Genomic DNA, 25798 nt, shown 5'->3' with positions numbered 1-25798 from the left:
TCGTTTCTACCTCAGTTTCAGGGTGGCAAGGCCAACCAGTACGAGAATCACAGTGATGATCCAAAAACGGACGATCACGCGTGGCTCGGGCCAGCCCTTGAGTTCAAAGTGGTGGTGAATCGGCGCCATGCGGAACACGCGGCGCCCGGTCAACTTGAAGGACGCCACCTGGATGACCACCGACAGGGTTTCCATCACGAACACACCGCCCATGATGAACAACACGATTTCCTGGCGAACAATCACCGCGATGGTGCCCAGGGCTGCGCCCAGCGCCAGTGCGCCGACGTCGCCCATGAAGACTTGTGCCGGGTAGGTGTTGAACCACAAGAAGCCCAGACCGGCACCGATCAAGGCGCCGCAGAACACAATCAGTTCACCCGCGCCCGGTACATAAGGGATCAGCAGGTACTCAGCGAATTTCACGTTACCTGACAGGTAGCAGAAGATGCCAAGCGCGCCGCCCACCATCACCGTCGGCATGATCGCCAGACCGTCGAGGCCGTCGGTCAGGTTCACCGCGTTGCTGGAGCCGACGATCACGAAGTAGGTCAGCACCACGAAGCCGATACCCAATGGAATGCTGGCGTCCTTGAGCATCGGGATGATCAGGGTGGTTTCCACTGCGCTTGGCGCCGTGGTGTACAGGAAGATCGCTGCGCCCAGGCCGAACACCGACTGCCAGAAATACTTCCAGCGGCTTGGCAGCCCCTTGGAGTTTTTCTCGATCACTTTGCGGTAGTCATCGACCCAGCCGATGGCGCCGAACAGCAGGGTTACCAGCAGCACCACCCAGACGTAGCGGTTGTGCAGGTCGGCCCACAGCAAGGTGCTGATGCCGATGGACGACAGGATCAACGCGCCGCCCATTGTCGGGGTGCCGGACTTGGACAGGTGCGACTGCGGGCCGTCATTACGAACCGATTGACCAATTTGCAGGTTCTGCAGGGTGCGGATCATCCACGGCCCCAAAAACAGCGACAAAGACAGCGCGGTCAGCACACCCAGGATCCCGCGCAGGGTCAGGTACTGAAAGACCGCGAAGCCTTTGTGGAACTGTTGCAGATACTCAGCCAGCAGCAGCAGCATTAATGTTTCTCCGTACTTGAGCCACACAAGGCCGCGACGACGTTTTCCATCACCGCGCTGCGCGATCCCTTGATCAAAATGGTTGTGTGTTTGTCTTGTTCTGCTGTGCCCAGCGCCTGAATCAACTCGGCCTGGGTTGCGAAATGTCGCGCACCTTGGCCGAAGGCAGCCACGGCATGGGCCATGTTCGTACCAACGGCGTAGAGGGCGTCGACTTTGCCTGCGGCATACGCGCCGACTTCGCGGTGGCCTTGTTCAGCCCAGTCGCCCAATTCGCCGATGTCACCCAGTACCAGCACCTTGCGACCGTCAAAACCGTTTAGCAGGTCTACAGCGGCATTAATGGACGATGGGTTGGCGTTGTAGGTGTCATCAATCACACGCATGCCGTTGGTTGCCAACTGCGCCACGGTACGACCCTTGACCGGTTGCACCGCGCCCAGGCCCGTGGCAATACCGAACAGCGAAACGCCCAAGGCATGGGCCGCAGCGGCGGCGGCCAGGGCATTGGCGACGTTATGGTTGCCCAACAAATTCAGTTGCACGTGTTCGTCACCTTGCGGGGTGTGCAAGGTGAAGGACGGGCAGCCACGGGCATCGACGGTGATGTTGGATGCATGGAAATCAGCCGCTGCGTTAAGCACGGCAAATGTCAGGACCTTGCGACCGGCGGCGCGTACACGCCAGGTCTCGAAGGCCTTGTCGTCCAGATTCAAAACCGCGGTGCCCGATGCATCCAGGCCCTCAAGAATCTCGCCCTTGGCTTCGACGATTTTTTCCGGGCCACCGAACTCGCCAACGTGGGCAGTACCGGCGTTGTTGATAATTGCAACGTGGGGCTTGGTCAGCGCCACGGTGTAGGCGATTTCGCCGATGCGCGAAGCCCCCAGTTCGATCACTGCCGCCGTGTGTTCCGGGGCGAGTTCAAGCAGGGTCAGCGGAGCGCCAAAGTCATTATTAAGGTTGCCACGGGTCGCAAGCACCGGGCCGCGCGTACGCAGTACACCAGCAAGCAGTTCCTTGACCGTTGTCTTGCCGCTGGAGCCGGTAACGGCTGCGACAGGCTTATTAAAAGCAGCACGGTTCAGCGCGCCCAATTGACCGAGAGCCAAGCGGGTATCGGCGACGAGCAGTTGCGGCAAGGTGGAGTCGGCGACTTCGCGCTGAACCAAGGCACCCACGGCACCTTTGGCGGCCACTTCATTCAGGTAGTCGTGACCGTCAAAGCGCGGTCCGGCCAAGGCGACAAACAGTTGCCCAGGCTTGATCGCGCGACTGTCGATACTCACGCCATCGAAGCAGCAATCGCTCGACAGCATACGAGCGGACAGAGCCTGGCTCAGCTCGCTGAATTTCATCGCTTTAAGCATGGGCAATCTCCCAGGCGGTCAAGGCGTGATCGGCCTCGACCAGATCGGAGAAGGCATGACGCTCGCCATTGATTTCCTGGTAGTCCTCGTGCCCCTTGCCGGCCAGTACTACTACGTCATCAGCGCTGGCACTGGCGATCAACTGGGCGATGGCGGCACCACGACCGGCAACGAAAGTAGCCTTGGACGCGTCTTTAAAGCCTGCGCGGATATCGTCGAAGATCTGGCTCGGGTTTTCGCTACGCGGGTTGTCATCGGTGACGAGTACGCCGTCGGCCAGGCGCTCGACAATCTCGGCCATCAGCGGACGCTTGCCGCGATCGCGATCACCGCCGCAACCGAACAGGCACAGCAACTTCCCTTTGGCGTGAGGACGCAAGGCTTCGAGGACTTTTTCAAGGGCATCCGGGGTGTGGGCGTAATCAACCACCACCAGCGGCTGGGTGCCGCCACCCAGGCGTTGCATGCGACCAGCCGGACCTTCCAGCTTCGGCAGCACTTTGAGGATTTCGTCCAGGGCGTAATCCAGACCAAGCAGCGCGCCGATAGCGGCGAGGACGTTGCTGAGGTTGAACCGCCCGAGCAAGGTGCTGCGCAGGTGATGTTCGCCTTGGGGCGTTACCAACGTGGCGCGAACGCCTTCGTCATTAAATTGGGCTTCGCGGCAATACAGGTACGCGCTGGAGTCCAGCAGGCTGTAGCTGATCAAACGCGATTCGCTGTCCTGCGCGGCCAACTGGCGACCGAACTCGTCGTCCAGGTTCACAACCCGGCACTTCAGGTCATTCCAGGCGAACAGCTTGGCCTTGGCGGACGCATACGCCTCCATCGTCCCGTGGTAGTCCAGGTGGTCGCGGGACAGGTTGGTCATCACCGCCACATCAAAGGCCAGGGCGGTTACGCGGCCCTGGTCCAGACCGTGGGACGAGACTTCCATGGCAACCGCCTTGGCACCGGCCTTTTTCAGGTCGGCTAGGGTCGCTTGCACAGCAATAGGATTGGGCGTGGTGTGCAGGCCGCTTTGAAGCGCGCCATAAAAACCGGTGCCAAGGGTGCCAACGATGCCGCAGTGCTGGCCCAGCAGGTCAAGCGCCTGGGCAACCAGTTGGGTCACACTGGTCTTGCCGTTGGTACCGGTCACACCCACCAGATTGAGATGGCGGCTCGGGTCGCCATAGAAGCGCCCGGCGATGTCCGACAATTGTTTGGCCAAGCCTTTGACAGGGATCAGCGGCACGTCGGTGATCGGCAGCACCGTGGCGCCTTCCACTTCATAAGCCACGGCTGCGGCGCCGCGCTGCAAGGCGTCGGCAATATGCGCACGACCATCGACCTTGCCGCCTGGCACCGCCAGGAACAGATCACCGGCGCGCACGTTACGGCTGTCGAGGGTCAACTCGCGAATCAGCAGATCGCGACCAGCGTGGGCGAAAATCTTATTCAGGCTAAGAGACATCAGCCGCGCCCTCCATTGGCTTTGACTGCAGCAACCGGTGGTCCGGCATTCGCTTGTTGAGTCGGCGGCAAGTTGTCCGGCGTGATGTTCATCAAGCGCAGGGTGCCGGACATCACTTTGCTGAACACTGGCGCCGAGACCAGACCACCGAAGTAACCGGCTTTGCTCGGCTCGTCGATCACTACAACAATGGCGTAACGTGGATCGCTCATCGGGCCAAAGCCGGCGAACAGCGAACGGTAGGAGTTTTCGGCATAGCCCTTGGTACCCACCGACGTTTTACGCGCGGTACCGGACTTGCCTGCCACGTGATACGCCGGCACCTGGGCCCGGAATACACCGCGCGGCGCTTCGATCACTTGTTGCAGCATGCCTTGCATAGTCTTGGCGACGTTTTCCGGGATCACCTGGGTGGCTTTCGGCGCTTCGTCGACGTGAATCAGGCTCAGCGGCACCATGCGACCGTTGTTGGCCAGCACGGAGAACGCGTGCGCCAGCTGGATTGCGGTTACCGACAGGCCGTAACCGTAGGAAAGCGTGGCGGTCTCGGCCTTTTTCCAGTCGCGGTAGTTCGGCAGGTTGCCGACACGCTCACCGGGAAAATCCAGACCGGTGGGTTGGCCCAAGCCGATTTTCTGCGCCAGGTGGTAGATGGTTTCACCGCCGATATCGAAGGCGACCTTACTCATGCCCACGTTACTGGAGTTGATCAGGATGCCTGTCAAATCCAACACCGGACCTTCGGTGCGCGATACGTCACGAATAGTGTATTTGCCAAGCTGCAAAGTGCCTGGGTACACCTCGACCTTGTCGCTGGGTTTCCAGCGTCCGGTTTCCAGGGCGGCACTCATGGAGATGGCTTTCATGGTCGAACCCGGCTCGAACACGTCGATCATGGCGCGGTTGCGCATCATCGCCGGCTGCAGGTTGCGACGGTTATTCGGGTTGTAGGTCGGCTGGTTGACCATAGCCAGGATCTCGCCGGTCTTCACGTCCATGATCACGAGGCTGCCGGCCTTGGCGCCGTTCTCGATGATCGCGTTACGCAGCTCGCGGTTGGCCAGGTATTGCAGACGCAGGTCAATCGACAACGCCAAGGGCTTACCGGCCTTGGCGTTTTTGGTGACTTGGACATCCTTGATCAGTCTGCCGCGCCGATCCTTGATGACTTGTCGTTTACCGGGAACACCAGCCAGCCATTCGTCGTAGGCCAACTCCACGCCTTCGCGGCCGTGGTCATCGATGTCGGTAAAGCCGACCATGTGGGCGGTGGTTTCACCGGCCGGATAGAAACGACGGAATTCCTCGATGCCGTAGACACCGGGGACTTTAAGGTCGAGCACTTGCTGGCCCTGCTCGGGGGTGAGGCCACGAACAAGGTAGATGAATTCTTTATTGGCTTGAGCCTCAAGGCGCTCGGCCAAGGCTTTTGGATCCTGGCCCAGTGCGGCAGCCAGTTGTGGCCACCTGTCCTTGGCAACCTGCAACTCCTTGGCGTTGGCCCACAGGGTAGTTACCGGCGTACTGACGGCCAGAGGCTCGCCGTTACGATCGGTAATCAGGCCGCGGTGCGCAGGAATCGGGATATGACGAAGGCTACGGGCGTCGCCCTGGCCGATCAGGAAGTCACGGTCGACGACCTGCAAGTCGATGATCCGCCAGGCAATCGCCCCCACCATCAATGCCAGCAACCCGAGCATCAGTCGGAAGCGCCATGGATAAAGTGCGCCCTCGAGCTTCATCATGGCGCCACCATGCGGACTTCGGCCGCGCCCGGAATGTGCATTTTCAGTTGTTCGGTGGCCAGAACTTCGATACGGCTATGGGCCGTCCAGGTACTTTGCTCAAGAATCAACCGACCCCATTCCGCCTGCGCTTTGTCGCGCACACTCAATTCCCCGTACAGGGTGTTAAGCAGTTGACGGTTGTAGTGGGCGCTGTAGGACACCGCAATCGCGGACACCAGCACGCCGACAAACAGCAGCAACATAAAGAAGCTGCCGCCCGGCAGGGGCTTGGCAAAAAGCTTGCTCACCGCAGCTTCTCCGCGACGCGCATGACGGCGCTACGGGAGCGTGGGTTGGCCTTGAGTTCGGCCTCGGAAGCAAACTGCGCTTTGCCATGGATTTTGATTTTCGGCACAAAGGCTTCGAAACGCACCGGCAGGTTGCGCGGCAGGTTGTCGGACTCACCCTTGACCAACCGACGCATGAACAATTTGACGATGCGGTCTTCAAGGGAGTGGAAACTGATCACCACTAGACGACCGCCCACTTCCAAAGCGTCCAGCGCGGCTTCAAGACCAGCTTCCAGATCGCCCAGTTCGTTGTTGACGTGAATGCGCAGGCCTTGGAACGCACGGGTCGCAGGATTCTTGCCCTTTTCCCATGCAGGGTTGGCGACTTTGAGTACTTCGGCCAGGTCGGCGGTGCGTTCGAACGGCTGAATTTCACGGCGCTCCACCACGGCACGTGCCATGCGACCAGCGAAACGCTCTTCACCGTATTCCTTGAATACGCGGGTAATTTCTTCATGGGGAGCGGTGGCGATGAACTGTGCCGCACTGATGCCACGGGTAGGATCCATGCGCATATCGAGAGGGCCATCGTTCATGAAGCTGAAGCCGCGCTCCGGATCATCGAGCTGTGGCGAAGACACGCCTAAGTCGAGCAAAACCCCGGCCACCTTGCCCGCCATACCACGCTCGGCGACTTCAGCACCCAGCTCGGCAAAGCTGCGCTGCACAACGACAAAGCGGCCGTCTTCGGCCGCTAGCGCTTGCCCGGTGGCAATCGCTTGGGGGTCTTTGTCGAACCCGAGGAGCTTGCCGTCGGGACCGAGCTGGCTGAGTATCAACCGGCTGTGCCCGCCCCTGCCAAAGGTGCCATCCAAATAGCAGCCATCCGCGCGTACGGCGAGAGCCTCAACGGCTTCGTCAAGCAGTACGGTGATGTGGTTAAAGCCGCTATCAATAGTCACAGGATCAAATCACGCAGTTCATCAGGCATAGCGCCCGGTTGTTGAATAGCAGCCAGGTCAGCTGCAGAAACAGCATCCCAGGCATCTTCGTCCCACAATTGGAACTTGTTCAGTTGGCCAACCAGCATTGCGCGCTTGTCCAGCTTGGCGTACTCGCGAAGACGCGGGGGCACCAGGAAACGACCACTGCCATCGAGCTCAAGGTCGACGGCATTACCGATCAGCAAACGCTGCAGGCGGCGGTTTTCTTCACGCAATGAAGGCAGGGCGCGCAATTTGGTTTCAATCAACTCCCACTCATCGAGCGGGTAAACACATAAACAAGGATCAACAGCATCGATAGTGATGATTAATTGCCCGGAACTTCGCGAAATCAGCTCGTCACGATACCGGCTCGGCATGGCGAGACGGCCTTTTGCATCGAGACTGATAGCGTTAGCTCCGCGAAACACAGATGCGTTTCTCCAAATTTTAGCGTTTTACGTTCAAAAAACCCACTTTGTGCCACTTTCCGCCACTTGCGCACACTATAGGAATGCGCCCACCACACCGTCAAGGCGCGGATTCAAGGAAAAGCCTTACAGAACGGAGATTTAGGAGCGTAAAAGCAGGAGAAACCAGAGTTCGGCGGTATTTTTGACCCAATAAGGGCAAATAGCTCAAAGAGCTACGACTTAAAGTTAAAGTAATTTATTAAGAGTAAGATTTTTTTGGTATTACGAAGATGCATCTGCCAATGATTTGGCAGGGAAGGATTCTTGCGTTATTACCGGTTTTCTGCCCGAGACTCGGGCAGAAGGAAAAAGGTGGAGAGTCGATCTGTAAGCCGGGTTCTGTCTTGAACAGTCATTCGTCTACGATGGCCATCACTGGACATCTTTAGCAACCTACCCGGTCCCAGCGCGGGCCACGCCTTGGGACCCTATTTGGTCTTGCTCCAAGTGGGGTTTACCTAGCCACGAACTGTTGCCAGTCGTGCGGTGCGCTCTTACCGCACCTTTTCACCCTTACCGGTACCGAAGTACTTAGGCGGTTATTTTCTGTGGCACTTTCCGTAGGCTCACGCCTCCCAGGCATTACCTGGCACTTCGCCCTATGGAGCCCGGACTTTCCTCCCCCCCCTAATTTTCATAGAGGGCAGCGACTGTCCAATCGACTCTCCGCCGCGCAGGTTAACGGCACGGCGGCCTCAGGACAAGTAATAATAGTCACCAAGGCCATCACGTTCAGACGGAATACCGGTTTAACCCCGGAACTATTCAGCTTTCTGTTTATCCAGCGCAACTTGATACAACACATTCTTACGCAGACCGGTAATTTCTGCAGCCAGGGCCGCGGCGCGCTTGAGGGGCATCTCCTTGAGGAGCAGGTCAAGAATGCGCATGGCCTCGCTGCCGACCGCATCTTCGGCCTCCGGCGCCGTCCAGCCCGCCACCAGCACCACACACTCGCCACGCTGTTGATTGCTGTCGCCCTCGACAAATGCACGCAACTCCTCCAGCGGCAGCCCCTTGAGGGTTTCGAATGTTTTAGTCAGTTCTCGCGCCAACAATGCCAGGCGCTCGCCGCCAAACACCAATTCCATATCTTGCAGACATTCAAGGATGCGGTGCGGCGCTTCGTAGAAGATCAAAGTACGCGGTTCTTCCTTTACCGCCTCAAGACGCGCACGACGCCCCACTGCTTTGGCCGGCAAAAAACCTTCGAAAATAAACCGATCTGAAGGCAGCCCCGCAGCCGACAATGCAGCAATCAGTGCGCACGCACCCGGAACAGGCACTACATTGATACCAGCGGCCCGCGCCTGGCGAACCAAGTGGTAACCCGGATCAGAAATCAGCGGCGTTCCCGCGTCGGAGATCAGCGCCACATCGTCACCGGCCAGCAGGCGCACAATAAAGCGGCTGCCTTCTTCGCGCTCGTTGTGCTCGTGACAGGCGGCTAATGGCGTGCTGATACCAAAATGTTGCATCAACCGCTGGGAGTGCCGAGTGTCTTCCGCCGCGATCAATTTAACCTCGCGCAACACTTTCAGCGCCCGGGCACTGATGTCGTCCAGGTTGCCAATGGGCGTCGCCACGACAAAAAGCGAGCCTGCAGTGGAATTCAAAGGACCTGGAGCAGTCAAAACGCACACCTCGATGGTTGGCAAAAGCCGCATTGTAGCGCGTAGATGCTTTGAAAATATGCCATCACGGTCGATGCCGTTTCCGCCGCCGATTGCCTACAACAGCCCAATACCAACATTTGCACGACCTAAATCGACGGTTTCACACCAGTAACATCGCGCCTGGGCCAGTGCTTGGGTACAATTCCACGCTAATTTGATCGGTATCAGGAACACTTACATGATCGCTTGCCTGCGGCTGCTCTCTGCCCTCTGCCTCGCTGCCTTACTGGCGGCTTGCGCCAGCTCGCCCTCGTCCAGCCTTGGCGAACTTCCACGGACCCCGGATGCCAGTATCGAGCAACTGCTCGAACAGGCAACCACCGCCAAGACGCCAGAAAAGGCCGCATTGCTGCGCCTGAGTGCGGCAGACATGGCTTATAAACAAAACAACCCTGGCCGCTCGTCGCAAATTCTTGCCCAAGTGCCCCTGGACGCCCTCAAGCCGGCAGCACAAGTGTTCGCCAGCACCCTGGCCGCCGAGCTGGCCATGGCACGCAACCAGCCGAAGGCTGCGCTGACTGCCTTGAACCACGCTAGCCTGCAAAGTCTGAAGGACCTGCCGACTGAACAGCAGATTCGCACAGGTACCGTGCATGCTCGTGCTTATGAGGCTGATGGCCAGACCCTCAACGCCGCCCGCGAGCGTGTCGCCATGGCGCCGCTGCTCACTGGCGATGCAGCCCAAAGCAATCACGAAGCCATCTGGACTTTGATTGCCGCACTACCTGCCGAACAGCTGCAAGCCAGTGGCAACCCGACCCTGGACGGCTGGATCACCTTGGCCCAGGCGGTCAAGGGTGCCGGCACGCTGGAGCAACAACAAGCCGCTATCGACACCTGGCGCGCGCAGAACCCCGGCCACCCGGCTGCCGTGCAGTTGCCAACACCGCTGACCAAGCTCAAGGAACTCGCAAGCCAGCCCTTGAGCAAGATTGCCCTGCTACTGCCCCAAGAGGGCCCCCTGGCTTCCGTGGGCAAGGCACTGCGCGAAGGCTTCATGGCCGCTCACTACCAGGCTGAACAAGCCGGGCAGAAGCCCCCGGTGATCGAGTTCTATGACAGCTCGCGCCTGACTTCCATCGACGACTTCTACGCCAAGGCCCAGGCTGCCGGCGTGCAATTAGTCGTCGGCCCACTGGAGAAGCCGCTGGTCAAGCAGCTCAGTGCGCGCCCGCAACTGCCGATCACCACCCTGGCACTGAACTACAGCGAAACCGATCAAGGTCCAGCGCAATTGTTCCAGTTCGGCCTGGCCGCTGAAGACGAAGCTCGCGAAGTCTCGCGCCGTGCCCGTGCCGACGGCCTGCATCGCGCTGCCGCGATGGTGCCCCGTGGCGAATGGGGTGAGCGCGTCTACAAAGCGTTCCGCCAGGATTGGGAAGCCAACGGCGGCACCGTCATGGGGGTCGAGTATGTCGACCAGCCGGTCGCCCTGGCCCAGCAGATTGCCGATCTGTTCCAACTGCGTAAAAGCGAAGGCCGCGCCAAGAGCCTGCAAAGCACCGTTGGTACTGACGTAGCGGCACAACCGTCGCGTCGCCAGGACATCGAATTCATCTTCCTGGCCGTCACTCCGCAACTGGCTCAGCAGATCAAGCCGACCCTGAACTTCCAGTACGCCGGTGATGTACCGGTCTACGCAACGTCCCACGTTTTCAGCGCCAGCGGTGACCGCAACCAGTACCTGGACATGACCAATGTAATGTTCTGCGAAACGCCTTGGCTGCTCAACACCACTGACCCGCTGCGCAACCAGGTTGCGGCGCAATGGCCACAAGCCAACGGCAGCCTGGGCCGCCTGTATGCAATGGGTGTCGACGCCTACCGCCTCGCGCCACGCCTTGGCCAGCTCAAGGCCCTGCCGGACACACGGGTTGACGGCCTTTCGGGCAACCTGGGTATCAGCGCCAACCAGCGCGTTGATCGCCAGATGCCATGGGCGAAGTTCGTCGGTGGCGAGATCCAACGCCTGCCGGACACCCCGCGCTGATGCCCGAGAGGTCCAGCGCGCAAAGCGGCAAGGATGCCGAACTTCAAGCTCTGCAACACTTGCAAAAACAAGGCCTGCGCCTGCTGGCGCAGAACTGGTTGTGTAAACGCGGCGAGCTTGATCTGGTCATGCTTGACGGCGATACAGTAGTATTCGTCGAAGTCCGCTACAGAAAACACGCACAATGGGGTGGCGCGCTCGCCAGTATCGACGGGCGCAAGCGTCAGAAGCTGATACTCGCCGCGCAGTTTTTCCTGCAAAAAGAGCATCGCTGGGCCAACTCCCCCTGCCGTTTCGACGTGGTTGCCATAGAAAGCACACCGTCAGGCAAGGCTGATCTGAACTGGCTCAAAGATGCCTTCGACAGCTGATTCGCCGGACATCTTCACCACACACTTTTGCTCTTTGCTTTGCGGGCTGCACATTCCTGTGCCAAATAGCCGCGCTAATTAAGGTCACACAGATGGACATGCAATCCCGAATTCGCCAGCTTTTCCAGGCCAGCATCGACACCAAGCAACAGGCGATGGACGTACTTGCACCGCACATCGAGCAAGCCAGTCAGGTCATGGTTAATGCCTTGCTCACCGAACGCAAAATGCTTTCGTGCGGCAACGGCGGTTCGGCCGGCGATGCCCAGCATTTCTCGTCCGAATTGCTCAACCGCTTCGAGCGGGAGCGTCCGAGCCTGCCGGCTATCGCCTTGACCACCGATTCGTCGACGATCACCTCGATAGCCAATGACTACAGCTACAACGAAATCTTCTCCAAGCAGATCCGCGCCTTGGGCCAACCAGGCGATGTACTGCTGGCGATTTCCACCAGCGGCAACTCGGCGAATATTATTCAAGCGATCCAGGCCGCACATGATCGCGAAATGATTGTCGTAGCATTGACCGGACGCGATGGCGGCGGCATGGCCTCGCTGTTACTGCCCGAAGATGTTGAAATTCGCGTCCCGGCCAATGTCACCGCACGTATTCAGGAAGTCCACCTGCTGGCGATCCACTGCCTGTGCGATCTGATCGACAGCCAACTGTTTGGGAGTGAAGAATGACCGTTAACCGCCTCGGCCTCTTGGCCATTACGCTGTGCCTCGGCATCAGCGGCTGCAGCACGGCGATCACTGCGACACGTGACACCCCTATTCAGGACGACAAGGGCACCCGCACCTTCGGCAGCAAGATTGACGACTCGTTGATCGAAACAAAGGTCGAAGTAAACGTCGCCAAAGCCGCAACGGACTTGGGCAACGGTGCGTCGCGTATCGTCGTAACCAGCTTCAACGGCGTGGTGCTGCTCGCAGGCCAAACGCCGCGCGCCGACCTCAAGGCCCAGGCCGAGCAGGCCGCTGCGTCGGTTCAGCGGGTCAAGAAGGTCCACAACGAATTGCAGGTCATGGATCCGATCACCCTGCTTGCCATCAGTAATGACGCGCTGCTGACCACCAAGATCAAAGCGCAGATGCTCACCGACAATGCGATCCCCGGCTCGCGCATCAAGGTCGTGACGGACAACGGCATCGTTTACCTGATGGGCCTGCTGACCCAGGCAGAAGCCACCCGTGCGTCCAACCTGGTACAGGGCGTATCCGGCGTGCAGAAAATCGTGAAGGTGTTCGAATACATCGACTGATGTAATCGACAGCCACAAAAAAGGGCGCCGTGCATTGACTGCACGGCGCCCTTTTTATTAGCCGTTGTTTACTGGTACTGCGAGTACGGGTTGCCTTGGAACTGGTTGTTCTGTTGTGGCGCCTGTTGCTGGGTGCCCGGCTGGCCGTACTGCTGGCCAGGGATTGGGCCCAGGTTAACTTCCACGCGACGGTTCTGAGCGCGACCGTTGACGTCGGCGTTGCTGGCAATCGGGTTATCCGGACCGGCACCACGGGCACTCAGGTTTGCACCGTTGACGCCTTGGGAGGTCAAGTAGTTGGCCACGCTCTGCGCACGACGCTGGGACAGGTCCATGTTCAGTTGGCGGCTACCGGTACTGTCGGTGTAGCCAACAATCTGGATGGTGTTTTGGTTGAACTGTTTGAGGGAGTTGGCCAGATTGTTCAGCGGCTGATAGAAGCTGCTGGAGATCGCATCCGAGTTGGTCGCGAAGGTGATGTTGCCCGGCATGATCAGCTTGATCTGATCACCCTGGCGCTGAACTTCAACTCCAGTGTTGGCCATGCTCTCGCGCAGTTTCTTTTCCTGTTGGTCGGCGTAGTAGCCATAACCCGCGGCACCAGCACCCGCAACCACCGCACCGATCAGCGCACCCTTGCCACGGTTGTTATGGTCAATGGCAGCACCGGCCAACGCACCGGCAAGAGCACCGAGACCACCGTACTTGGCGGTTTTGCTCATACCGCTGGATTCATTATTCGCCTGTCCCTGGCTGCTGCCGTCATAAGGATTAGGTGAAGCGCAGCCGGACAAAAGGGCTACGGCGGTGGCGACTACAAGCAGACGACGCGGAGTGAACATGAAGAGAGCTCCTACTTTTTGCATTCTGTGGTGCAGAGGACATTGGCAATGGACCTTTGCCGAGTTTGGAACACGACAAATGGCAAAAATTCCGTGAACACTCGCGCAGCTGTAACGAAACGTTAGCCCGCATTACCGCTGTAGAAAACGTAGCAGACCCAGCCTGAACGCGACCTGCGTTTTTACTACAACAGATTACCCCTCATGAAACATGCATCAGCCCGCTTTCACCTCCTCAAGCCCGCACAAATGGATTCTCGCGCATCTCATCGCCCAGTCGCGTGTCCGGTCCGTGGCCGGTGACCACCGTGGCACTCTCGTCCAGCGTATAAAGCCGCTGTTTGATCGAGCGCACAATCGTGGCCTGGTCCCCACCCCACAGATCTGTACGCCCCACGCCACGACGGAAAAGCGTATCGCCGGCGATCAGCAGCTTGGCGTCGGCAAACCAGAAACTCATCGAGCCCGGCGTGTGACCCGGAGTATGCAAGGCAACGCCACAGCCGCAGGCTAACTCTTCATCATCTTCCAGCCAACGGTCTGGCGACGGCACGGGGGTATAAGGCACGCGAAACATCTGGCACTGCATTTCCAGGTTGTCCCACAGAAACTGGTCTTCCTTATGCAGGTGCAAGGTGGCGCCAGTTTTCTCTTTCAACTGACCCGATGCCAGGAAGTGATCGAGGTGGGCGTGGGTATGGATGATGCTCACCACCTTGAGGCCCAGCGCGTCCAGGCGGGCCAGGATCAATTCATGGTTGCCGCCCGGGTCGACCACAATGGCTTTTTTGGTAATGGGATCGCCGATGATGGTGCAGTTGCACTGCAGGGGACCGACAGGGAAGGTTTCGCGTATGAGGGGTGGCTGTGCGGTTTCCATGAACGGGCCTCTGGTGCAAATTAACTGGGGGGTTGGGCAGTATCGCCAGGATAATTGCACTATTAAAACAGACTGGGACCGCTTCGCGGCCCAACGCAAGCAAGCTCGCTCGCCACAAGAAGCTTACTCACACAAAAAACTCTCACCGCAAACGGTCAAGCGCTAACCAATCAACCTCAACTCCTGCGCCCTCGCCACCGCCTGGGTGCGTCGCTCCACGCCGAGCTTGCTGTTGATATGGCTGGCGTGAGTCTTGACAGTGTGCAGGGAGATAAACAGTCGGTTGCTGATCTCCTGGTTGGAGCAACCTTGGGCGATGAGTTGCAGCACTGCCAGTTCCCGGGCGCTCAGACTTTCATGACTAGGTGACGCGTGCACTTCAGCAACGGTAGGCAGAAGTGCCAGAAGGCTCTGATTCAGCAAGCCATGGGGATCCTTGCCGAGTTGCTCGCGCATCCAGTCCGGGTGGTTTTCCAGCAGCCTCTGGAAAGGTTGCAACGCCCCTCCGGCGCCAGCCTCAAGCGCTCGGGACAGTACCGGCCGCGCCTTGGCTTCCTGACCGCATTCCAGCAGCAACTGCGTCTGCTGGGCGAATGCCATCAGTGCAATCATCTGCCGCCCACAGCTATGAGCGTGTTGTGCCAGTTCGCCGAGCCGTTGCAAAGCAGCGTCGGGTTGATGACGAATGGCATCAAGGGCGGCTTGTTGCAGCCCGATATGTTGCGGCAAATGCGGGTGGAATTCCGGCGCAGCGGCAGCATGCTCGCCGTTGTAAGTCTGCCCCAGCCGCGTCAACCAGGCATCGGCCAGATCGGTGCGGCCTTGGGCCAGCCACAGCTCGCATTTGATCAGGGTGATCATCGCCAGATAGTAGATCGGCGGCACGTCCCAGATATGCATCAAGCGTTCGGCTTCGGCGAGTTCGGCGAAGGCTTTGGAAAAGTCATTGCGCCGCCCTTCGAAGCTGGCGATCACGCAATGGCCGATCAGTACGCTGATGTCGCGACAGGCGCGCGCCTCGGCCAGACCCGCCCGCAGGTGAGCGATACCGGCGTCAGGCTGATTACGCATTAACAGCAAATAGCCTTCGTACAACGACAGTCGCGCACGCACCGCATACAGCCTCTGCGGCGCCAGACCGTGCAAACGTTGCAGACCCTGACGCACTTCATCAAGGGCACGCAGGATCTCACCGCGGGCCTGCAATACCCGCGCGCGGTCGTAATGGGCCAGGGCTTCGAACAAAGGGTTGCCGACGCGCTGCGCCAGTTCCAGGGATTCACGGTTCAGGCCACGGGCGCGCCACAAATCGCCATCGGCGATGGCCAAGTTGGACAGCGTCGACAGACACACCAGGCGCTGGCCGTAACGCCGTTGCGGCAGGCTTTCCAACGCCTCACTGCAATAGCGCTGAGTCAATTCACGATCACCTCGGCCCCGAGCGATAATCCCGCTCAGCGCCAGCCATTGGGCCAGCATTGAGCGCTGTGCAGTGGCCGAGGGCGCCGGCAGGAAGCGACTGAGGTACGCGGACAATTCCTCCGCCGCATCCAACTGGCAGGCCAACCCCAATGCCCAGCTGTACAACACGATCAAGCGCGGTGTGCTGATCAGCAGGCTGTCGGGCAAGTCCATTTTCCAGCGCAGCAACATGCCGACATTCTGCTCGGCCAGCAGTTGCTCTTCGGACAGGTTCTGCACTAGGTTGGCCGCCACGTCGAGGTGCCCGGCGCGTAAAGCCTGCTCCACCGCCTCATCGATCAAACCCTGGGCGTTGAACCAACGACACGCGCGCAGGTGCAGGCTGGCGGCTGGCAATACATTGCTGCTCGCACGGCGGGTGCGCAGCAGGTCGGAGAATAAATGATGATAACGGTACCAGTGGCCCTGCTCGTCCAAGGGCACCAGGAACACTTGGTGCGCTTGCAGATAACGCAGGATTTCGGCGCTGTCATGAGCTTCGCGCACGGCGTCACACAGTTCGCTGCAGAAACGGTCCTGGGGCGCAGTGTCGAACAGGAACGCCTGCACTTCGGGTGGCAAGCAATCGATCACCTCCTCCAGCAGGTAGTCGCGGATCAGCCCTTCTCCACCGTGCAGGCTTTGCGGCAATGCGTCTTCGTTGCCGGCTTCGGAAGCCGCCAGCAACCAGAAACGCAAACCGGCTACCCAGCCTTCGCTGCGGCGGATCAGGTTGTCGAGGGCCTCACCACTCAGGGAACTGCTGTGGCGATCCAATAGCGCCTGAGATTCGGCATGGGTCAGGCGCAGGTCTTGCTCGTGCAACTCCAGCAAGTGCCGTGACAGACGCAAGCGTGCCAGATGCCAGTCAGGGCGCTGGCGACTGGTGACCAATACCAGCAGGCCATCCGGCAAATGGTTGAGGAAAAACTGAAGACAACGGTCCAGCACCGGACCCTGGGCCAGATGATAGTCATCCAGTACCAGTAACAATGGCGCGCGCGTGGACAGGTGAACCGCGAGCTCATCAAGCAGGCCATCGAGCCATTCTTCAAAGGCAAAGGGCTGGTGACGCTGGCGCATTTTCAGCAAGCCCAGGGATTGAGCGCCGAGTGCGGGGAAGTAGTGTTGCAACCCCTCGAGCAGACGCTCAAGGAAGCGCCCCGGGTCGTTGTCCCGAGGGCTCAGCCCAAGCCATAGACTTTGCCAGTGAGCCGGCAGGCTCTGGCAGAACTCCACCGCCAGCGAACTCTTACCGAACCCCGCCGGGGCGCTGACCAGCAGCAACCGTCCTTCGAGGCCAGCGCTCAGCCGTTCACACAGGCGGGGGCGCAGCACATAGCCGTCAGGCAGCGGAGGCCTGTAGAAGCGACCTTCCAGAGTCGGGATTACCGCACTGGCAGGCCCTTGGATTCGGGACAGATCAGTCATCGCCGGGCTCTTGTAGAAGGCTGTTGTCGGCATTGCAGATGTCCGCAGACTAGCGGTAAAAGCAGCAGCTTTGTAGATCTTTGCAACATTTGCCTGAAAAAGAACTGAGACAAAAAATATCGCCACAAACAAAAAGTGGGAGGGGGCTTGCTCCCGATAGTGGTGGATCAGTCAATACACGTGCTGACTGTCACACCGCTATCGGGGGCAGGCCCCCTCCCACATTGAGTTACTCGTGCCGCTTAGCGAACACCGTCCTGGCGCAGGGCCGCTGGGGTGAAGTCGCTGGTCGTGGCGGTGAAGCCGAAATCATAGGCCTGCTTCTCTTCGTTCTTCATGCCCAAAGCCAGGTAGCGGCCGGACTGCAGGTCGTAGAGGGTTTCCAGGGCATACCACGGCACCTGTTTGTCGTAGTAGTTCTCGGCATGGGCCTCGGCGACGCGCCACAGTTGGCCGCGACCGTCGTAGTGATCGATCACTGCCGCTTGCCAGGTGTCTTCGTCGATGAAGAAGTCACGCTTGGCATAGATGTGGCGCTGGCCTTCTTTCAAAGTGGCGACCACATGCCAGACACGGCGCAGCTCGTAGCGCGTCAGGTCCTGGTTGATGTGGCCGGCCTTGATGATGTCGGCGTACTTGAGTTTCGGATCGTCGATCTTGTAGCTGTTGGAGGCGATGTAGATTTCCTTCTTACCTTCCAGTTTCCAGTCGTAGCGATCCGGCGCACCGTTGTACATGTCGAGGTTATCGGAGGTACGCAGGCCGTCGGCGGCGGTACCCGGCCCGTCATAGGACACTTGCGGCGCCCGGCGCACACGACGCTGGCCGGCGTTGTAGACCCACGCCGAACGCGGCTCCTTCACCTGGTCCAGGGTTTCGTGCACCAGCAGCACACCACCGGCCAGACGTGCCGGCGCGGTCACTTGCTGCTTGAAGTAGAACAGCACGTTGCCCGGGTTTTTCGGATCGAAGTCCTTCATCTTGTCGCGGAACACGAACTGGTCGCGGAAGTACACCAGGCTGTAGGAACCGTTGGTTTGCGGCGTGGCCTGGGTCACCAGGCGGGTCACGCTGCCACCGCGATAACGAGTGATGTGGTTCCAGATAACTTCCACGCCGCTTTTCGGGATCGGGAACGGTACGGCGGTTTCAAAGTTTTCCAGGCCGTTGCCGCCCGACACCAGGTTGGTGGTGGTGGCGTTCTTCTTGATGGCGGCGAACACATCCGCCGGCACGGTAGCGCCGCGATGGGTCGGGTAGACCGGCATCTTGAAGGTTTCCGGGTAACGCTTGAACATCGCGTACTGCCCCGGCGCCAGCTTGTCTTTGTACTGCTCGACGTTCTGCGCGGTGATGGTGAATTGCGGTTGTTCGCTGGCGTACGGGTTGGCCAGGAACCCACGGGCGTCGACGGCGCCGGCGTTGGTAGGCATTGGCGACCATTTAGGGATGGTGCCCGCTGCGTTACCGGCCATTTCCGCCCCCATCGGCGTCAGGGTCGTGCCCAGCTTGGCGGCTTCATCCGCCGACACCGCCGCCATGACGTTACTCGCCAGGATCGACAGCCCAAGCACACCGACGTGCAACAGACTTTTGGTTATTTTCATGTTCTGGTCTTCCTAGAAATACGTTCGCTTAGAAGTTGGCGCCGACACTGAGTGCGATGAAATCGCGGTCATCCACGGTGGAATACTTACCGCCGAAGAAGTTGGTGTAGGCCAAGCTCGCGGTGTAGGTATTCTGGTATTCGGCATCCAGCCCAAGGCTTACGGCTTTACGGCCTTCTTCAAAGTTGCCGCCAGGGCCTGGGGAGTAACCACTGACGTCGTGGGACCAAGCCACGTTAGGCTTGAGGTTCACACCCGCAAACACATCCGGATATTCCCAGATGGCACGGCCACGGTAGCCCCAGGAGTTAGCGGTGGTGAAGCCGTCGTTGTTGCAGTTAGTGGTCAGGTTGCTGCGGTCGGTGCCAGGACCTGCACCGTTGAACGTACCGGTATTAAGGGCGGTACACATAGGGCCTCGACCTGGACCGAATACCGGGTCACGTCCGTAACGGGCTTTGTCACTGCTTTCCAGGCCGCCGACGTGGGTCAGGCCCACCTCGCCCACCAATGTCAGACGGCTGGCGCCCATGACCTGATCAAAGAAGTGCGTGAAGGTCGTCTGGATCTGAGTGATTTCCTTACGGTTATACCCATGTAGGTCCTGGCCCTCGACACCTTTGAGCGGCGAGGCATTGGCGTAAGCCGCAAGAGGCGTTACGCCGGCATAGAGGATGTCGGTGGTATTCAACTGCACCGGCGCATTGGGGCGATAGCTGATTTCACCGCTCCACGCGGTACCGGTAGGAAGCGTCGTGGAGAAACTCAACCCGTAAAGGCGAATATCTTCCGGGTACTCGATGAAGTACTTGGAATTACCCGCCACTGCGAGCGGCTGTAAAGTCGCCGGCAAGCCCGCTCGAGCAGCAGCGTAAACGGAGGGCGGAGCGCCAGTCGCACTGAAGATCGGAGCACGGCTGTGGTAATTCATGAAGTAGGCGCCGAACTCTGTGTCCAGCGGCTCGTAGTTGTAGTGGAACGCTGCACCGAACTGGCCGCCATCACGCGCTTCGCGATCCTTGCTGCGCTGGACAAGCACACCCTCTTCGTTGATGTTGACCCCGAACCGGTTCAACACGGGCAAAGCACCCGCGCCCGCCATCACTGAGCGCTTGCTGAGCAACCGGAGGTTGTCATCGCAACCTTTGGAGATCACATCAGCCTGCGAAAAAAACGTTCCGCAGTTATCGGTGACAGTCTGCTGCCAATCCAACTGATAGAAGGCTTCAGCCGACAAGTTATCCGTCAGCGTCTGCGACACATAGAACATGTTGACTGGAATCAAGCCTTCCTTGATTTCAGCCCCGGGACGACGGAAAGCAGCCACATCGACCGGGTTGATCGAGTTGATACCGCCACCAATGAAGGTACTTTCACCCCAGCTCACGACCTGCTTACCAAAACGCACGGAACCCGGCTCATCGGCAATGGAGTAGTTGTGGTAGATGAATGCGTCGAGAATTTGCCCACCAGACGACCTTGCGCCCTCTTGGCGACCTTTATCGCTGATGTCCTTGAACTCACGGTTTTCATCCTTGAGTTCAAAGTCATACCAGTACTTGCCACGCACAAACACGCCGGTGTCACCGTACTTCAGTTCCAGGTCATGGATACCCTTGAAGATCTTCGAGAATGTCTCCCCACGCTTGAAGTTCAAATGGCCGTCATCCGAGGTCTGGGACAAGCCCTTGCCACCGTTGTTAACACCAATCAGGTCGCGGTTGGCCTTAGCTGTCGACCAACTCGCCCCCACCGAAAGCGACGAGTCAAAACTCCCTTCGATTTCACCGATATTGAAACTGACGCCGAATGCGGGCCCGGCGAGCGTAGAGGCGAGACTGACGGCCAGGGGCAGTCTTGCCCGGCGCCAGAACTGGTTTACTGAGGTCATCGACGCTACTCCATGTGCATTATTGTTATGGCAGTGAGTTCTTTCTGTGATGCTTGTAACGGCCGGAATACAACGATTCCAATGCCGCCTGGCAACTGAACCTCCATGGCCCGAAGCGACGCATCCTTGAAAAACTCTGGGTGGGACTATAGCCAGCAGGGGGTACCGCTTGATCCCTCTAAAGTGTGATTTGCATCACCAACCCGTCTGCCACAGCCCTTTCGCCATGTCGGCGAAGGCCGACGCGGCAAGGATGGCTGAAAATTGGCAAATCACAAGTGAGGGCGCGAGATAGAGCATCGCCGTGCCACGAGGGCACGGCAAATCAGCTCAGAGGGTGGACAGGAAGGTACTGTTGTTGGCCTGCCACTCGACGATGTCAATACGGATACGTTTTTTGTCGAGCTTACCGACACTGGTCTTGGGAATTTCGGTAACAACGGCGATCTGGCTCGGAATCGCCCACTTGCTCAAATGGCCCAGTTCGACAAAAGGCTTGAGGTGCTCCTTGAGCTCGCGGGCCCCTATCACATGGCCATCATGCACCACCAGCAGCGCAAACGGACGCTCGCCCCACTGCGGATCGGCGATGCCCACCACCGCTACTTCGCGTACCGCCGGGTGACGGCTGACCAGGTCTTCAAGGGCCAGGGAGGAGATCCACTCGCCGCCGGTCTTGATCACATCCTTGATGCGGTCGCGAATATCGATCACGCCAAATGCATCCAGCGTGGCCACATCGCCGGTGTGCATCCAGCCGCCGGCCCATAGCTCCGCGCCCTTCTGCGGCTCGTTGAAATAGCCCTCGCTGAGCCACGGCGCACGCAGCACCAGCTCGCCCTGGGACTCGCCGTCGGCGGGCAGGAAGTTGCCCTCGCTGTCGATGATTGCCGCGTCCACCAACGGCCCTGGCACGCCGGCCTTGATGCGGTAGGTGATGCGCTCGTCTTCGCTGCCGGCCAGTAGTTCTTCGTTGAGGTGGGCGCAGGACACCAGCGGCCCTGTCTCGGACATGCCGTACGCAGCGGTCAGCTGAATCCCACGCGCCTTCGCCGCCTCATACAACGTGCGATTGAGGGCGCTGCCACCGATGACGATTTTCCAACCGCCAAAATCGACGCCTTGGGCGGCCTTGGCGTTGAGCACCATTTGCAGGATGGTCGGCACACAGTGGGAGAAGGTGACCTTCTCCTTGCGCCACAGCTCCACCAGGTATTCGGGGTCGTAGCGGCCGGGGTAGACCTGTTTCAGGCCGAGCATGGTCGCCACATACGGCAGGCCCCAGGCGTGCACATGAAACATCGGCGTGATCGGCATGTACACGTCGTTGGTGCCAAGCAGGCGCACGCTGTCGATGCTGCCCATGATGGTCGACACCCCGATGGTGTGCAGTACCAATTGGCGGTGGGTGAAGTACACGCCTTTGGGGTTACCGGTGGTGCCGGTGGTGTAGAACGTGGTCGCGACGGAATGCTCGTCGAAATCCTGAAAGTCGTACTTGGTGCTGGCGGCAGCCAACAGGGTTTCGTACTCGCCTACCAGGTTAGGCAGCTCGGCCGTTTTTGATTCACCGTCAGTGAGCAGCAGCGTCTTGTCGACGGTGGTAAGTTGCCCGGCGATGGCTTGGTACAAGCCCACGAACTCACTGTTGACCAGCACAAAGCGGTCTTCGGCGTGGTTCATGGTGTAGAGAATCTGTTCCGGCGACAGGCGCACGTTGATGGTGTGGATCACCGCGCCGATCATCGGGATAGCAAACATGCATTCCAGGTAACGATGGCTGTCCCAGTCCATCACTGCCACCGTATCACCGGCCTTTACCCCGGCTTCGGTCAGCACGTTGGCCAAGCGCGCGACCCGCTCGATCAGGGTCGGGTAGGTGTAACGCAGCTTGTCGCGGTAGACGATTTCCCGGGTCTTTTCGTAGCGGGCGCCGGACATCAACAGGCGCTTGATCAACAGCGGATATTGGTACGCACCTTCGGCGGGGGGAATAACACGGGTCTGCAACATACGAATCCCTTTTATGACTGCACGGTCTTGGCTGAACGATCTGCACTGTAGAGCGCTTATGTTTCAGCTAAATCAGCCAAAGGAATGATTTGCAGCCCCCAGTGAATGCTAGCTTTGCGCCATTATCCAGGGACACTAGAGGTCAAATGTGGGAGGGGGCTTGCTCCCGATAGCGGTGTTTCAGTCGACACACGTATTGACTGATCCACCGCCATCGGGAGCAAGCCCCCCACATTCGATTGTGCTCACTTGAGACCCGCGTTTACTTCATGCTCGTGAACGCCAGTTTCACGCCGATTGCAATCAACACCGCCCCCATGGTCCGATCAAACCAGTGCCCCATCCGCGCAAAGCCTGCGCGCACGCGCTGCTGGCTGAACAACATCGCCACCAGGCAAAACCACAGCGCCGTCGCCACCGCCAGATACACACCGTAACCGGCCTGGATCGCCAGCGGCGTGTGCGGGTTGATCACTACGGTGAACAGCGACAGGAAGAACAGCGTGGCCTTGGGATTCAAGCCATTGGTCACGAAACCGGCGGTAAACGCGCCGCGCGGGGTGCGCTCGCCCGCTTCACGGTGCAACTCGCCCTCGGCGACAGGCTTGGCCGGTTGCGCGCGCAGGGCCTTGAAGCCGATGTACAGCAGGTAGGCCGCCGCCGCCCATTTCAGGGCGTTGAACAACACGATGGACTGGGAAACGATCAGGCCGATACCGAGCAACGAATAGCCCACGTGCAGAAAAATCGCCGAGCCCACACCCAGCGCGGTCCAGGTCCCGGCGCGACGGCCGTGGGTAACACTTTCGCGAACCACCACCGCGAAATCCGGGCCGGGGCTGGCCACCGCCAACAGGTGAATCAGGGCTACGGTCAAAAACTCGGCGGCGTACATATTCACTCCATTAAGTAACGGATTATTTCATCTGATAGGCTCGGCAGATTACGCCTTCGAACCCTGTCGCAAAAGGTACAGTTGATGACGAACAATCGCCGCGCCGTCTTCCTTGATCACCCGTCCCTGGACCTTGGGGACCTCGACCTCAGCGGTCTGAGAGACTGCTTCAGCGACCTGCAGCTGTACTCTGATACCACGCCGCTGAATGTGATTGCGCGCCTGCAAGGCGTCCAGGTAGTTATCAGCAACAAGATTGCCCTGAACACCGAAACCCTGGCGGCCTGCCCGGACCTCAAGCTGATCCTAGTATCGGCCACCGGCACCAACAACGTTGACCTCGACGCCGCCCGCGCTCACGGCATCACGGTGAGCAATTGCCAGGGCTACGGCACGCCTTCAGTGGCGCAGCATACGATCATGCTGCTGCTCAACCTGGTGACGCGCGTAAAGGACTATCAGCGCGATGTGAGCGCAGGCAAATGGCAAGAAGCCAAGCAGTTCTGCCTGCTGGACTACCCCATCGTCGAGCTTGAAGGCAAAACCCTCGGTCTGCTCGGCCATGGTGAATTGGGCAGCGCCGTGGCGCGGCTGGCCGAGGCTTTTGGCATGCGCGTAATTCTTGGGGCCATTCCCGGGCGCCCTGCGCGTGCCGACCGCGTGCCCCTGGATGAACTGCTGGCCCAAGTGGACGCACTCACCCTCCACTGCCCACTCAACGAGCACACTCGCGACTTTATCGGCGCCCGCGAACTCGCACTGCTCAAGCCAGGCGCGTTTGTGGTCAACACCGCGCGCGGTGGCTTGATCAACGAACAGGCCCTGGCGGATGCCTTGCGCAGCGGTCACTTGGGCGGCGCGGCCACCGATGTGCTGAGCGTGGAGCCACCGGTCAACGGCAACCCGTTGCTGGCCGATGGCATTCCCCGGCTGATCGTCACACCGCACAACGCCTGGGGCAGTCGCGAAGCGCGGCAGCGGATCGTCGGCCAACTGACGGAAAACGCCCTGGGCTTTTTCAGCGGCGCCCCGCTGCGCGTCGTCAGTTGATAAACTGCGCCCCTTTTCAAGGAGCAGACCATGGATCCGCGCAGTGAAGTACTGCTTCGTCAGGCCGAACTTTTTCAAGGCAACCTGCTGTTGGTGGGCTTGCCCGCCGACGACCTGCTGGGTCGCCTGCCCAACGCCCATGGGTGGTGCTGGCATGCCGGTGACCAGGCGGCGCTCGACGCACGCTTCCCGGACCGCAGCCAATTTGGCGTGAATGTGCCAGAGCGTGAGTTCGACGCTGCGGTGATTTTCCTGCCCAAGTCCAAGGACCTCACTGACTACCTGCTCAACGCCGTGGCCGCACGCCTGCCCGGCGCCGAGCTGTTTTTGGTCGGCGAGAAAAAAAGCGGTATCGAAAGTGCCGCCAAGCAGATGATCCCCTTCGGCAAGCCGCGCAAGCTCGACAACGCCCGGCATTGCCAGCTGTGGCAAATCACCGTTGCCAACGCGCCGCAAGCAGTGGAACTGGAGAGCCTGGCGCAAGTCTTCGAAGTGCCACTGGCCGAAGGTCCGCTCAAAGTAGTGAGCCTGCCGGGCGTGTTCAGCCATGGCCGCCTGGATCGTGGCACCGAGTTGTTGCTGGCGCATTTGGACAAATTGCCGAGTGGCCATCTGTTGGACTTTGGTTGCGGCGCCGGCGTGCTGGGGGCTGCGGTGAAACGTCGCTACCCGCACAACAGCGTGACGATGCTGGACGTGGACGCCTTCGCCGCCGCCAGCAGCCGCTTGACCCTCGCTGCCAATGGGCTGGAAGCCGAGGTGCTCACCGGTGATGGCATCGATGCTGCACCGATGGGTCTGAATGCGATCTTGAGCAACCCGCCGTTCCATGTCGGTGTGCACACCGATTATTTCGCCACCGAGAACCTGCTGCGAAAAGCAGCGAAACACTTGGCAAAAGGCGGCGAACTTCGCCTGGTAGCTAACAGTTTCCTGAAATACCAACCGCTTATTGAAGAGCATTTGGGCGTGTGTGCGATCAAGGCCGAGGGCAATGGTTTTCGCATCTACCGTGCCAAACGCGGCTGATGGCTATTTG

21 protein-coding genes and 1 other RNA gene are annotated in these 25798 nt (G+C 59.5%); 6 read left to right on the top strand and 16 right to left on the bottom strand.

Features of this window, described 5'->3' with window-relative positions; translation table 11 throughout:
• Window positions 1-6 precede the first annotated feature (6 nt).
• The 9 genes from mraY to rsmI all read right to left on the bottom strand — a co-directional run bounded on the left by mraY (window position 7) and on the right by rsmI (window position 9055).
• On the bottom strand, window positions 7-1089 hold the full coding sequence (gene mraY, locus CKW32_RS01395) for a phospho-N-acetylmuramoyl-pentapeptide-transferase (RefSeq protein ID WP_032886319.1): 1083 nt from the start codon (window positions 1087-1089) through the stop codon (window positions 7-9).
• Window positions 1089-2459: a UDP-N-acetylmuramoyl-tripeptide--D-alanyl-D-alanine ligase gene (gene murF / locus CKW32_RS01390; protein ID WP_095183865.1), complete on the bottom strand. Its 1371-nt coding sequence runs from the start codon at window positions 2457-2459 to the stop codon at window positions 1089-1091. Before murF ends, mraY begins: the two co-directional genes overlap by 1 nt.
• Entirely contained in the window at window positions 2452-3915 is a 1464-nt protein-coding gene (gene murE / locus CKW32_RS01385; RefSeq protein ID WP_032886317.1) for a UDP-N-acetylmuramoyl-L-alanyl-D-glutamate--2,6-diaminopimelate ligase, read from the bottom strand. The genes murF and murE overlap by 8 nt, the downstream gene beginning before the upstream one ends.
• Entirely contained in the window at window positions 3915-5657 is a 1743-nt protein-coding gene (locus tag CKW32_RS01380) for a penicillin-binding protein 2 (RefSeq protein ID WP_163033163.1), read from the bottom strand. The genes murE and CKW32_RS01380 overlap by 1 nt, the downstream gene beginning before the upstream one ends.
• Window positions 5657-5950: a cell division protein FtsL gene (ftsL, locus tag CKW32_RS01375; protein ID WP_003216203.1), complete on the bottom strand. Its 294-nt coding sequence runs from the start codon at window positions 5948-5950 to the stop codon at window positions 5657-5659. Before ftsL ends, CKW32_RS01380 begins: the two co-directional genes overlap by 1 nt.
• On the bottom strand, window positions 5947-6894 hold the full coding sequence (gene rsmH, locus CKW32_RS01370) for a 16S rRNA (cytosine(1402)-N(4))-methyltransferase RsmH (protein ID WP_032886315.1): 948 nt from the start codon (window positions 6892-6894) through the stop codon (window positions 5947-5949). The genes ftsL and rsmH overlap by 4 nt, the downstream gene beginning before the upstream one ends.
• A complete protein-coding gene (gene mraZ / locus CKW32_RS01365) occupies window positions 6891-7346 on the bottom strand; it encodes a division/cell wall cluster transcriptional repressor MraZ (protein ID WP_003171868.1) in 456 nt (151 codons plus the stop codon). The genes rsmH and mraZ overlap by 4 nt, the downstream gene beginning before the upstream one ends.
• A gap of 354 nt (window positions 7347-7700) precedes the next feature.
• An RNA gene (rnpB, locus tag CKW32_RS01360) (RNase P RNA component class A) lies at window positions 7701-8054 on the bottom strand.
• A 95-nt stretch (window positions 8055-8149) separates the two neighbouring features.
• Window positions 8150-9055 carry a 16S rRNA (cytidine(1402)-2'-O)-methyltransferase gene (rsmI, locus tag CKW32_RS01355; RefSeq protein ID WP_163033157.1) on the bottom strand — a complete coding sequence of 302 codons (906 nt, stop codon included), beginning with the start codon at window positions 9053-9055 and terminating at the stop codon, window positions 8150-8152.
• Between the two features lie 187 nt (window positions 9056-9242).
• Between rsmI and CKW32_RS01350 the strand changes: the two genes are divergently transcribed.
• The 4 genes from CKW32_RS01350 to CKW32_RS01335 all read left to right on the top strand — a co-directional run bounded on the left by CKW32_RS01350 (window position 9243) and on the right by CKW32_RS01335 (window position 12689).
• Window positions 9243-11054 (top strand): penicillin-binding protein activator, encoded by a 1812-nt coding sequence (locus CKW32_RS01350; RefSeq protein ID WP_095183864.1) that lies wholly within the window; start codon window positions 9243-9245, stop codon window positions 11052-11054.
• A complete protein-coding gene (locus CKW32_RS01345) occupies window positions 11054-11425 on the top strand; it encodes a YraN family protein (RefSeq protein ID WP_032886313.1) in 372 nt (123 codons plus the stop codon). The genes CKW32_RS01350 and CKW32_RS01345 overlap by 1 nt, the downstream gene beginning before the upstream one ends.
• Window positions 11426-11517: 92 nt before the next feature.
• A complete protein-coding gene (locus tag CKW32_RS01340; RefSeq protein WP_032886312.1) occupies window positions 11518-12111 on the top strand; it encodes a phosphoheptose isomerase in 594 nt (197 codons plus the stop codon).
• A complete protein-coding gene (locus CKW32_RS01335) occupies window positions 12108-12689 on the top strand; it encodes a BON domain-containing protein (protein WP_032886311.1) in 582 nt (193 codons plus the stop codon). Before CKW32_RS01340 ends, CKW32_RS01335 begins: the two co-directional genes overlap by 4 nt.
• Window positions 12690-12757: 68 nt before the next feature.
• Here the strand turns inward: CKW32_RS01335 and CKW32_RS01330 are convergent, their stop codons facing one another.
• The 7 genes from CKW32_RS01330 to CKW32_RS01300 all read right to left on the bottom strand — a co-directional run bounded on the left by CKW32_RS01330 (window position 12758) and on the right by CKW32_RS01300 (window position 23709).
• Window positions 12758-13531, bottom strand: coding sequence for an OmpA family lipoprotein (locus CKW32_RS01330; protein ID WP_032886310.1), 774 nt, complete (start codon window positions 13529-13531; stop codon window positions 12758-12760).
• A 235-nt stretch (window positions 13532-13766) separates the two neighbouring features.
• Window positions 13767-14411 (bottom strand): MBL fold metallo-hydrolase, encoded by a 645-nt coding sequence (locus CKW32_RS01325; RefSeq protein ID WP_095183863.1) that lies wholly within the window; start codon window positions 14409-14411, stop codon window positions 13767-13769.
• 162 nt (window positions 14412-14573) lie between these two features.
• Window positions 14574-17303, bottom strand: coding sequence for a LuxR C-terminal-related transcriptional regulator (locus tag CKW32_RS01320; RefSeq protein ID WP_095183862.1), 2730 nt, complete (start codon window positions 17301-17303; stop codon window positions 14574-14576).
• 242 nt (window positions 17304-17545) lie between these two features.
• Window positions 17546-18910, bottom strand: coding sequence for a DUF1329 domain-containing protein (locus CKW32_RS01315; RefSeq protein WP_095183861.1), 1365 nt, complete (start codon window positions 18908-18910; stop codon window positions 17546-17548).
• 28 nt (window positions 18911-18938) lie between these two features.
• A complete protein-coding gene (locus tag CKW32_RS01310; RefSeq protein ID WP_095183860.1) occupies window positions 18939-20801 on the bottom strand; it encodes a DUF1302 domain-containing protein in 1863 nt (620 codons plus the stop codon).
• A 330-nt stretch (window positions 20802-21131) separates the two neighbouring features.
• Window positions 21132-22814: a fatty acid--CoA ligase gene (locus CKW32_RS01305; protein ID WP_095183859.1), complete on the bottom strand. Its 1683-nt coding sequence runs from the start codon at window positions 22812-22814 to the stop codon at window positions 21132-21134.
• Window positions 22815-23076: 262 nt separating this feature from the next.
• Window positions 23077-23709, bottom strand: coding sequence for a LysE family translocator (locus CKW32_RS01300; RefSeq protein ID WP_016978297.1), 633 nt, complete (start codon window positions 23707-23709; stop codon window positions 23077-23079).
• Between the two features lie 84 nt (window positions 23710-23793).
• Between CKW32_RS01300 and CKW32_RS01295 the strand changes: the two genes are divergently transcribed.
• Window positions 23794-24759 (top strand): 2-hydroxyacid dehydrogenase, encoded by a 966-nt coding sequence (locus CKW32_RS01295; RefSeq protein ID WP_095183858.1) that lies wholly within the window; start codon window positions 23794-23796, stop codon window positions 24757-24759.
• Window positions 24760-24789: 30 nt separating this feature from the next.
• Complete coding sequence (locus CKW32_RS01290) at window positions 24790-25788, top strand: class I SAM-dependent methyltransferase (RefSeq protein ID WP_032886303.1); 999 nt, start codon at window positions 24790-24792, stop codon at window positions 25786-25788.
• Window positions 25789-25798: the final 10 nt, after the last annotated feature.

The sequence above is a fragment of the Pseudomonas sp. Irchel 3H9 genome, assembly GCF_900187495.1.
GTDB lineage: Bacteria > Pseudomonadota > Gammaproteobacteria > Pseudomonadales > Pseudomonadaceae > Aquipseudomonas > Aquipseudomonas sivasensis.
The sequence above is the reverse complement of the archived record's forward strand: the minus strand, read 5'-3'. Positions and strand labels throughout refer to the sequence as shown.

Excerpts from the sequence above, each read along its gene's own strand:
- CKW32_RS01345 (WP_032886313.1), top strand. The coding sequence starts at position 11,054 with ATGCCCGAGAGGTCCAGCGCGCAAAGCGGCAAGGATGCCGAACTTCAA.
- CKW32_RS01335 (WP_032886311.1), top strand. The coding sequence starts at position 12,108 with ATGACCGTTAACCGCCTCGGCCTCTTGGCCATTACGCTGTGCCTCGGC.
- CKW32_RS01320 (WP_095183862.1), bottom strand. The coding sequence starts at position 17,303 with ATGACTGATCTGTCCCGAATCCAAGGGCCTGCCAGTGCGGTAATCCCG.
- CKW32_RS01380 (WP_163033163.1), bottom strand. The coding sequence starts at position 5,657 with ATGAAGCTCGAGGGCGCACTTTATCCATGGCGCTTCCGACTGATGCTC.
- rsmI (WP_163033157.1), bottom strand. The coding sequence starts at position 9,055 with ATGCGGCTTTTGCCAACCATCGAGGTGTGCGTTTTGACTGCTCCAGGT.
- CKW32_RS01325 (WP_095183863.1), bottom strand. The coding sequence starts at position 14,411 with ATGGAAACCGCACAGCCACCCCTCATACGCGAAACCTTCCCTGTCGGT.
- CKW32_RS01290 (WP_032886303.1), top strand. The coding sequence starts at position 24,790 with ATGGATCCGCGCAGTGAAGTACTGCTTCGTCAGGCCGAACTTTTTCAA.
- mraY (WP_032886319.1), bottom strand. The coding sequence starts at position 1,089 with ATGCTGCTGCTGCTGGCTGAGTATCTGCAACAGTTCCACAAAGGCTTC.
- CKW32_RS01310 (WP_095183860.1), bottom strand. The coding sequence starts at position 20,801 with ATGACCTCAGTAAACCAGTTCTGGCGCCGGGCAAGACTGCCCCTGGCC.
- murF (WP_095183865.1), bottom strand. The coding sequence starts at position 2,459 with ATGCTTAAAGCGATGAAATTCAGCGAGCTGAGCCAGGCTCTGTCCGCT.
- CKW32_RS01315 (WP_095183861.1), bottom strand. The coding sequence starts at position 18,910 with ATGAAAATAACCAAAAGTCTGTTGCACGTCGGTGTGCTTGGGCTGTCG.
- CKW32_RS01305 (WP_095183859.1), bottom strand. The coding sequence starts at position 22,814 with ATGTTGCAGACCCGTGTTATTCCCCCCGCCGAAGGTGCGTACCAATAT.
- CKW32_RS01330 (WP_032886310.1), bottom strand. The coding sequence starts at position 13,531 with ATGTTCACTCCGCGTCGTCTGCTTGTAGTCGCCACCGCCGTAGCCCTT.
- CKW32_RS01340 (WP_032886312.1), top strand. The coding sequence starts at position 11,518 with ATGGACATGCAATCCCGAATTCGCCAGCTTTTCCAGGCCAGCATCGAC.
- CKW32_RS01350 (WP_095183864.1), top strand. The coding sequence starts at position 9,243 with ATGATCGCTTGCCTGCGGCTGCTCTCTGCCCTCTGCCTCGCTGCCTTA.
- CKW32_RS01300 (WP_016978297.1), bottom strand. The coding sequence starts at position 23,709 with ATGTACGCCGCCGAGTTTTTGACCGTAGCCCTGATTCACCTGTTGGCG.
- murE (WP_032886317.1), bottom strand. The coding sequence starts at position 3,915 with ATGTCTCTTAGCCTGAATAAGATTTTCGCCCACGCTGGTCGCGATCTG.
- CKW32_RS01295 (WP_095183858.1), top strand. The coding sequence starts at position 23,794 with ATGACGAACAATCGCCGCGCCGTCTTCCTTGATCACCCGTCCCTGGAC.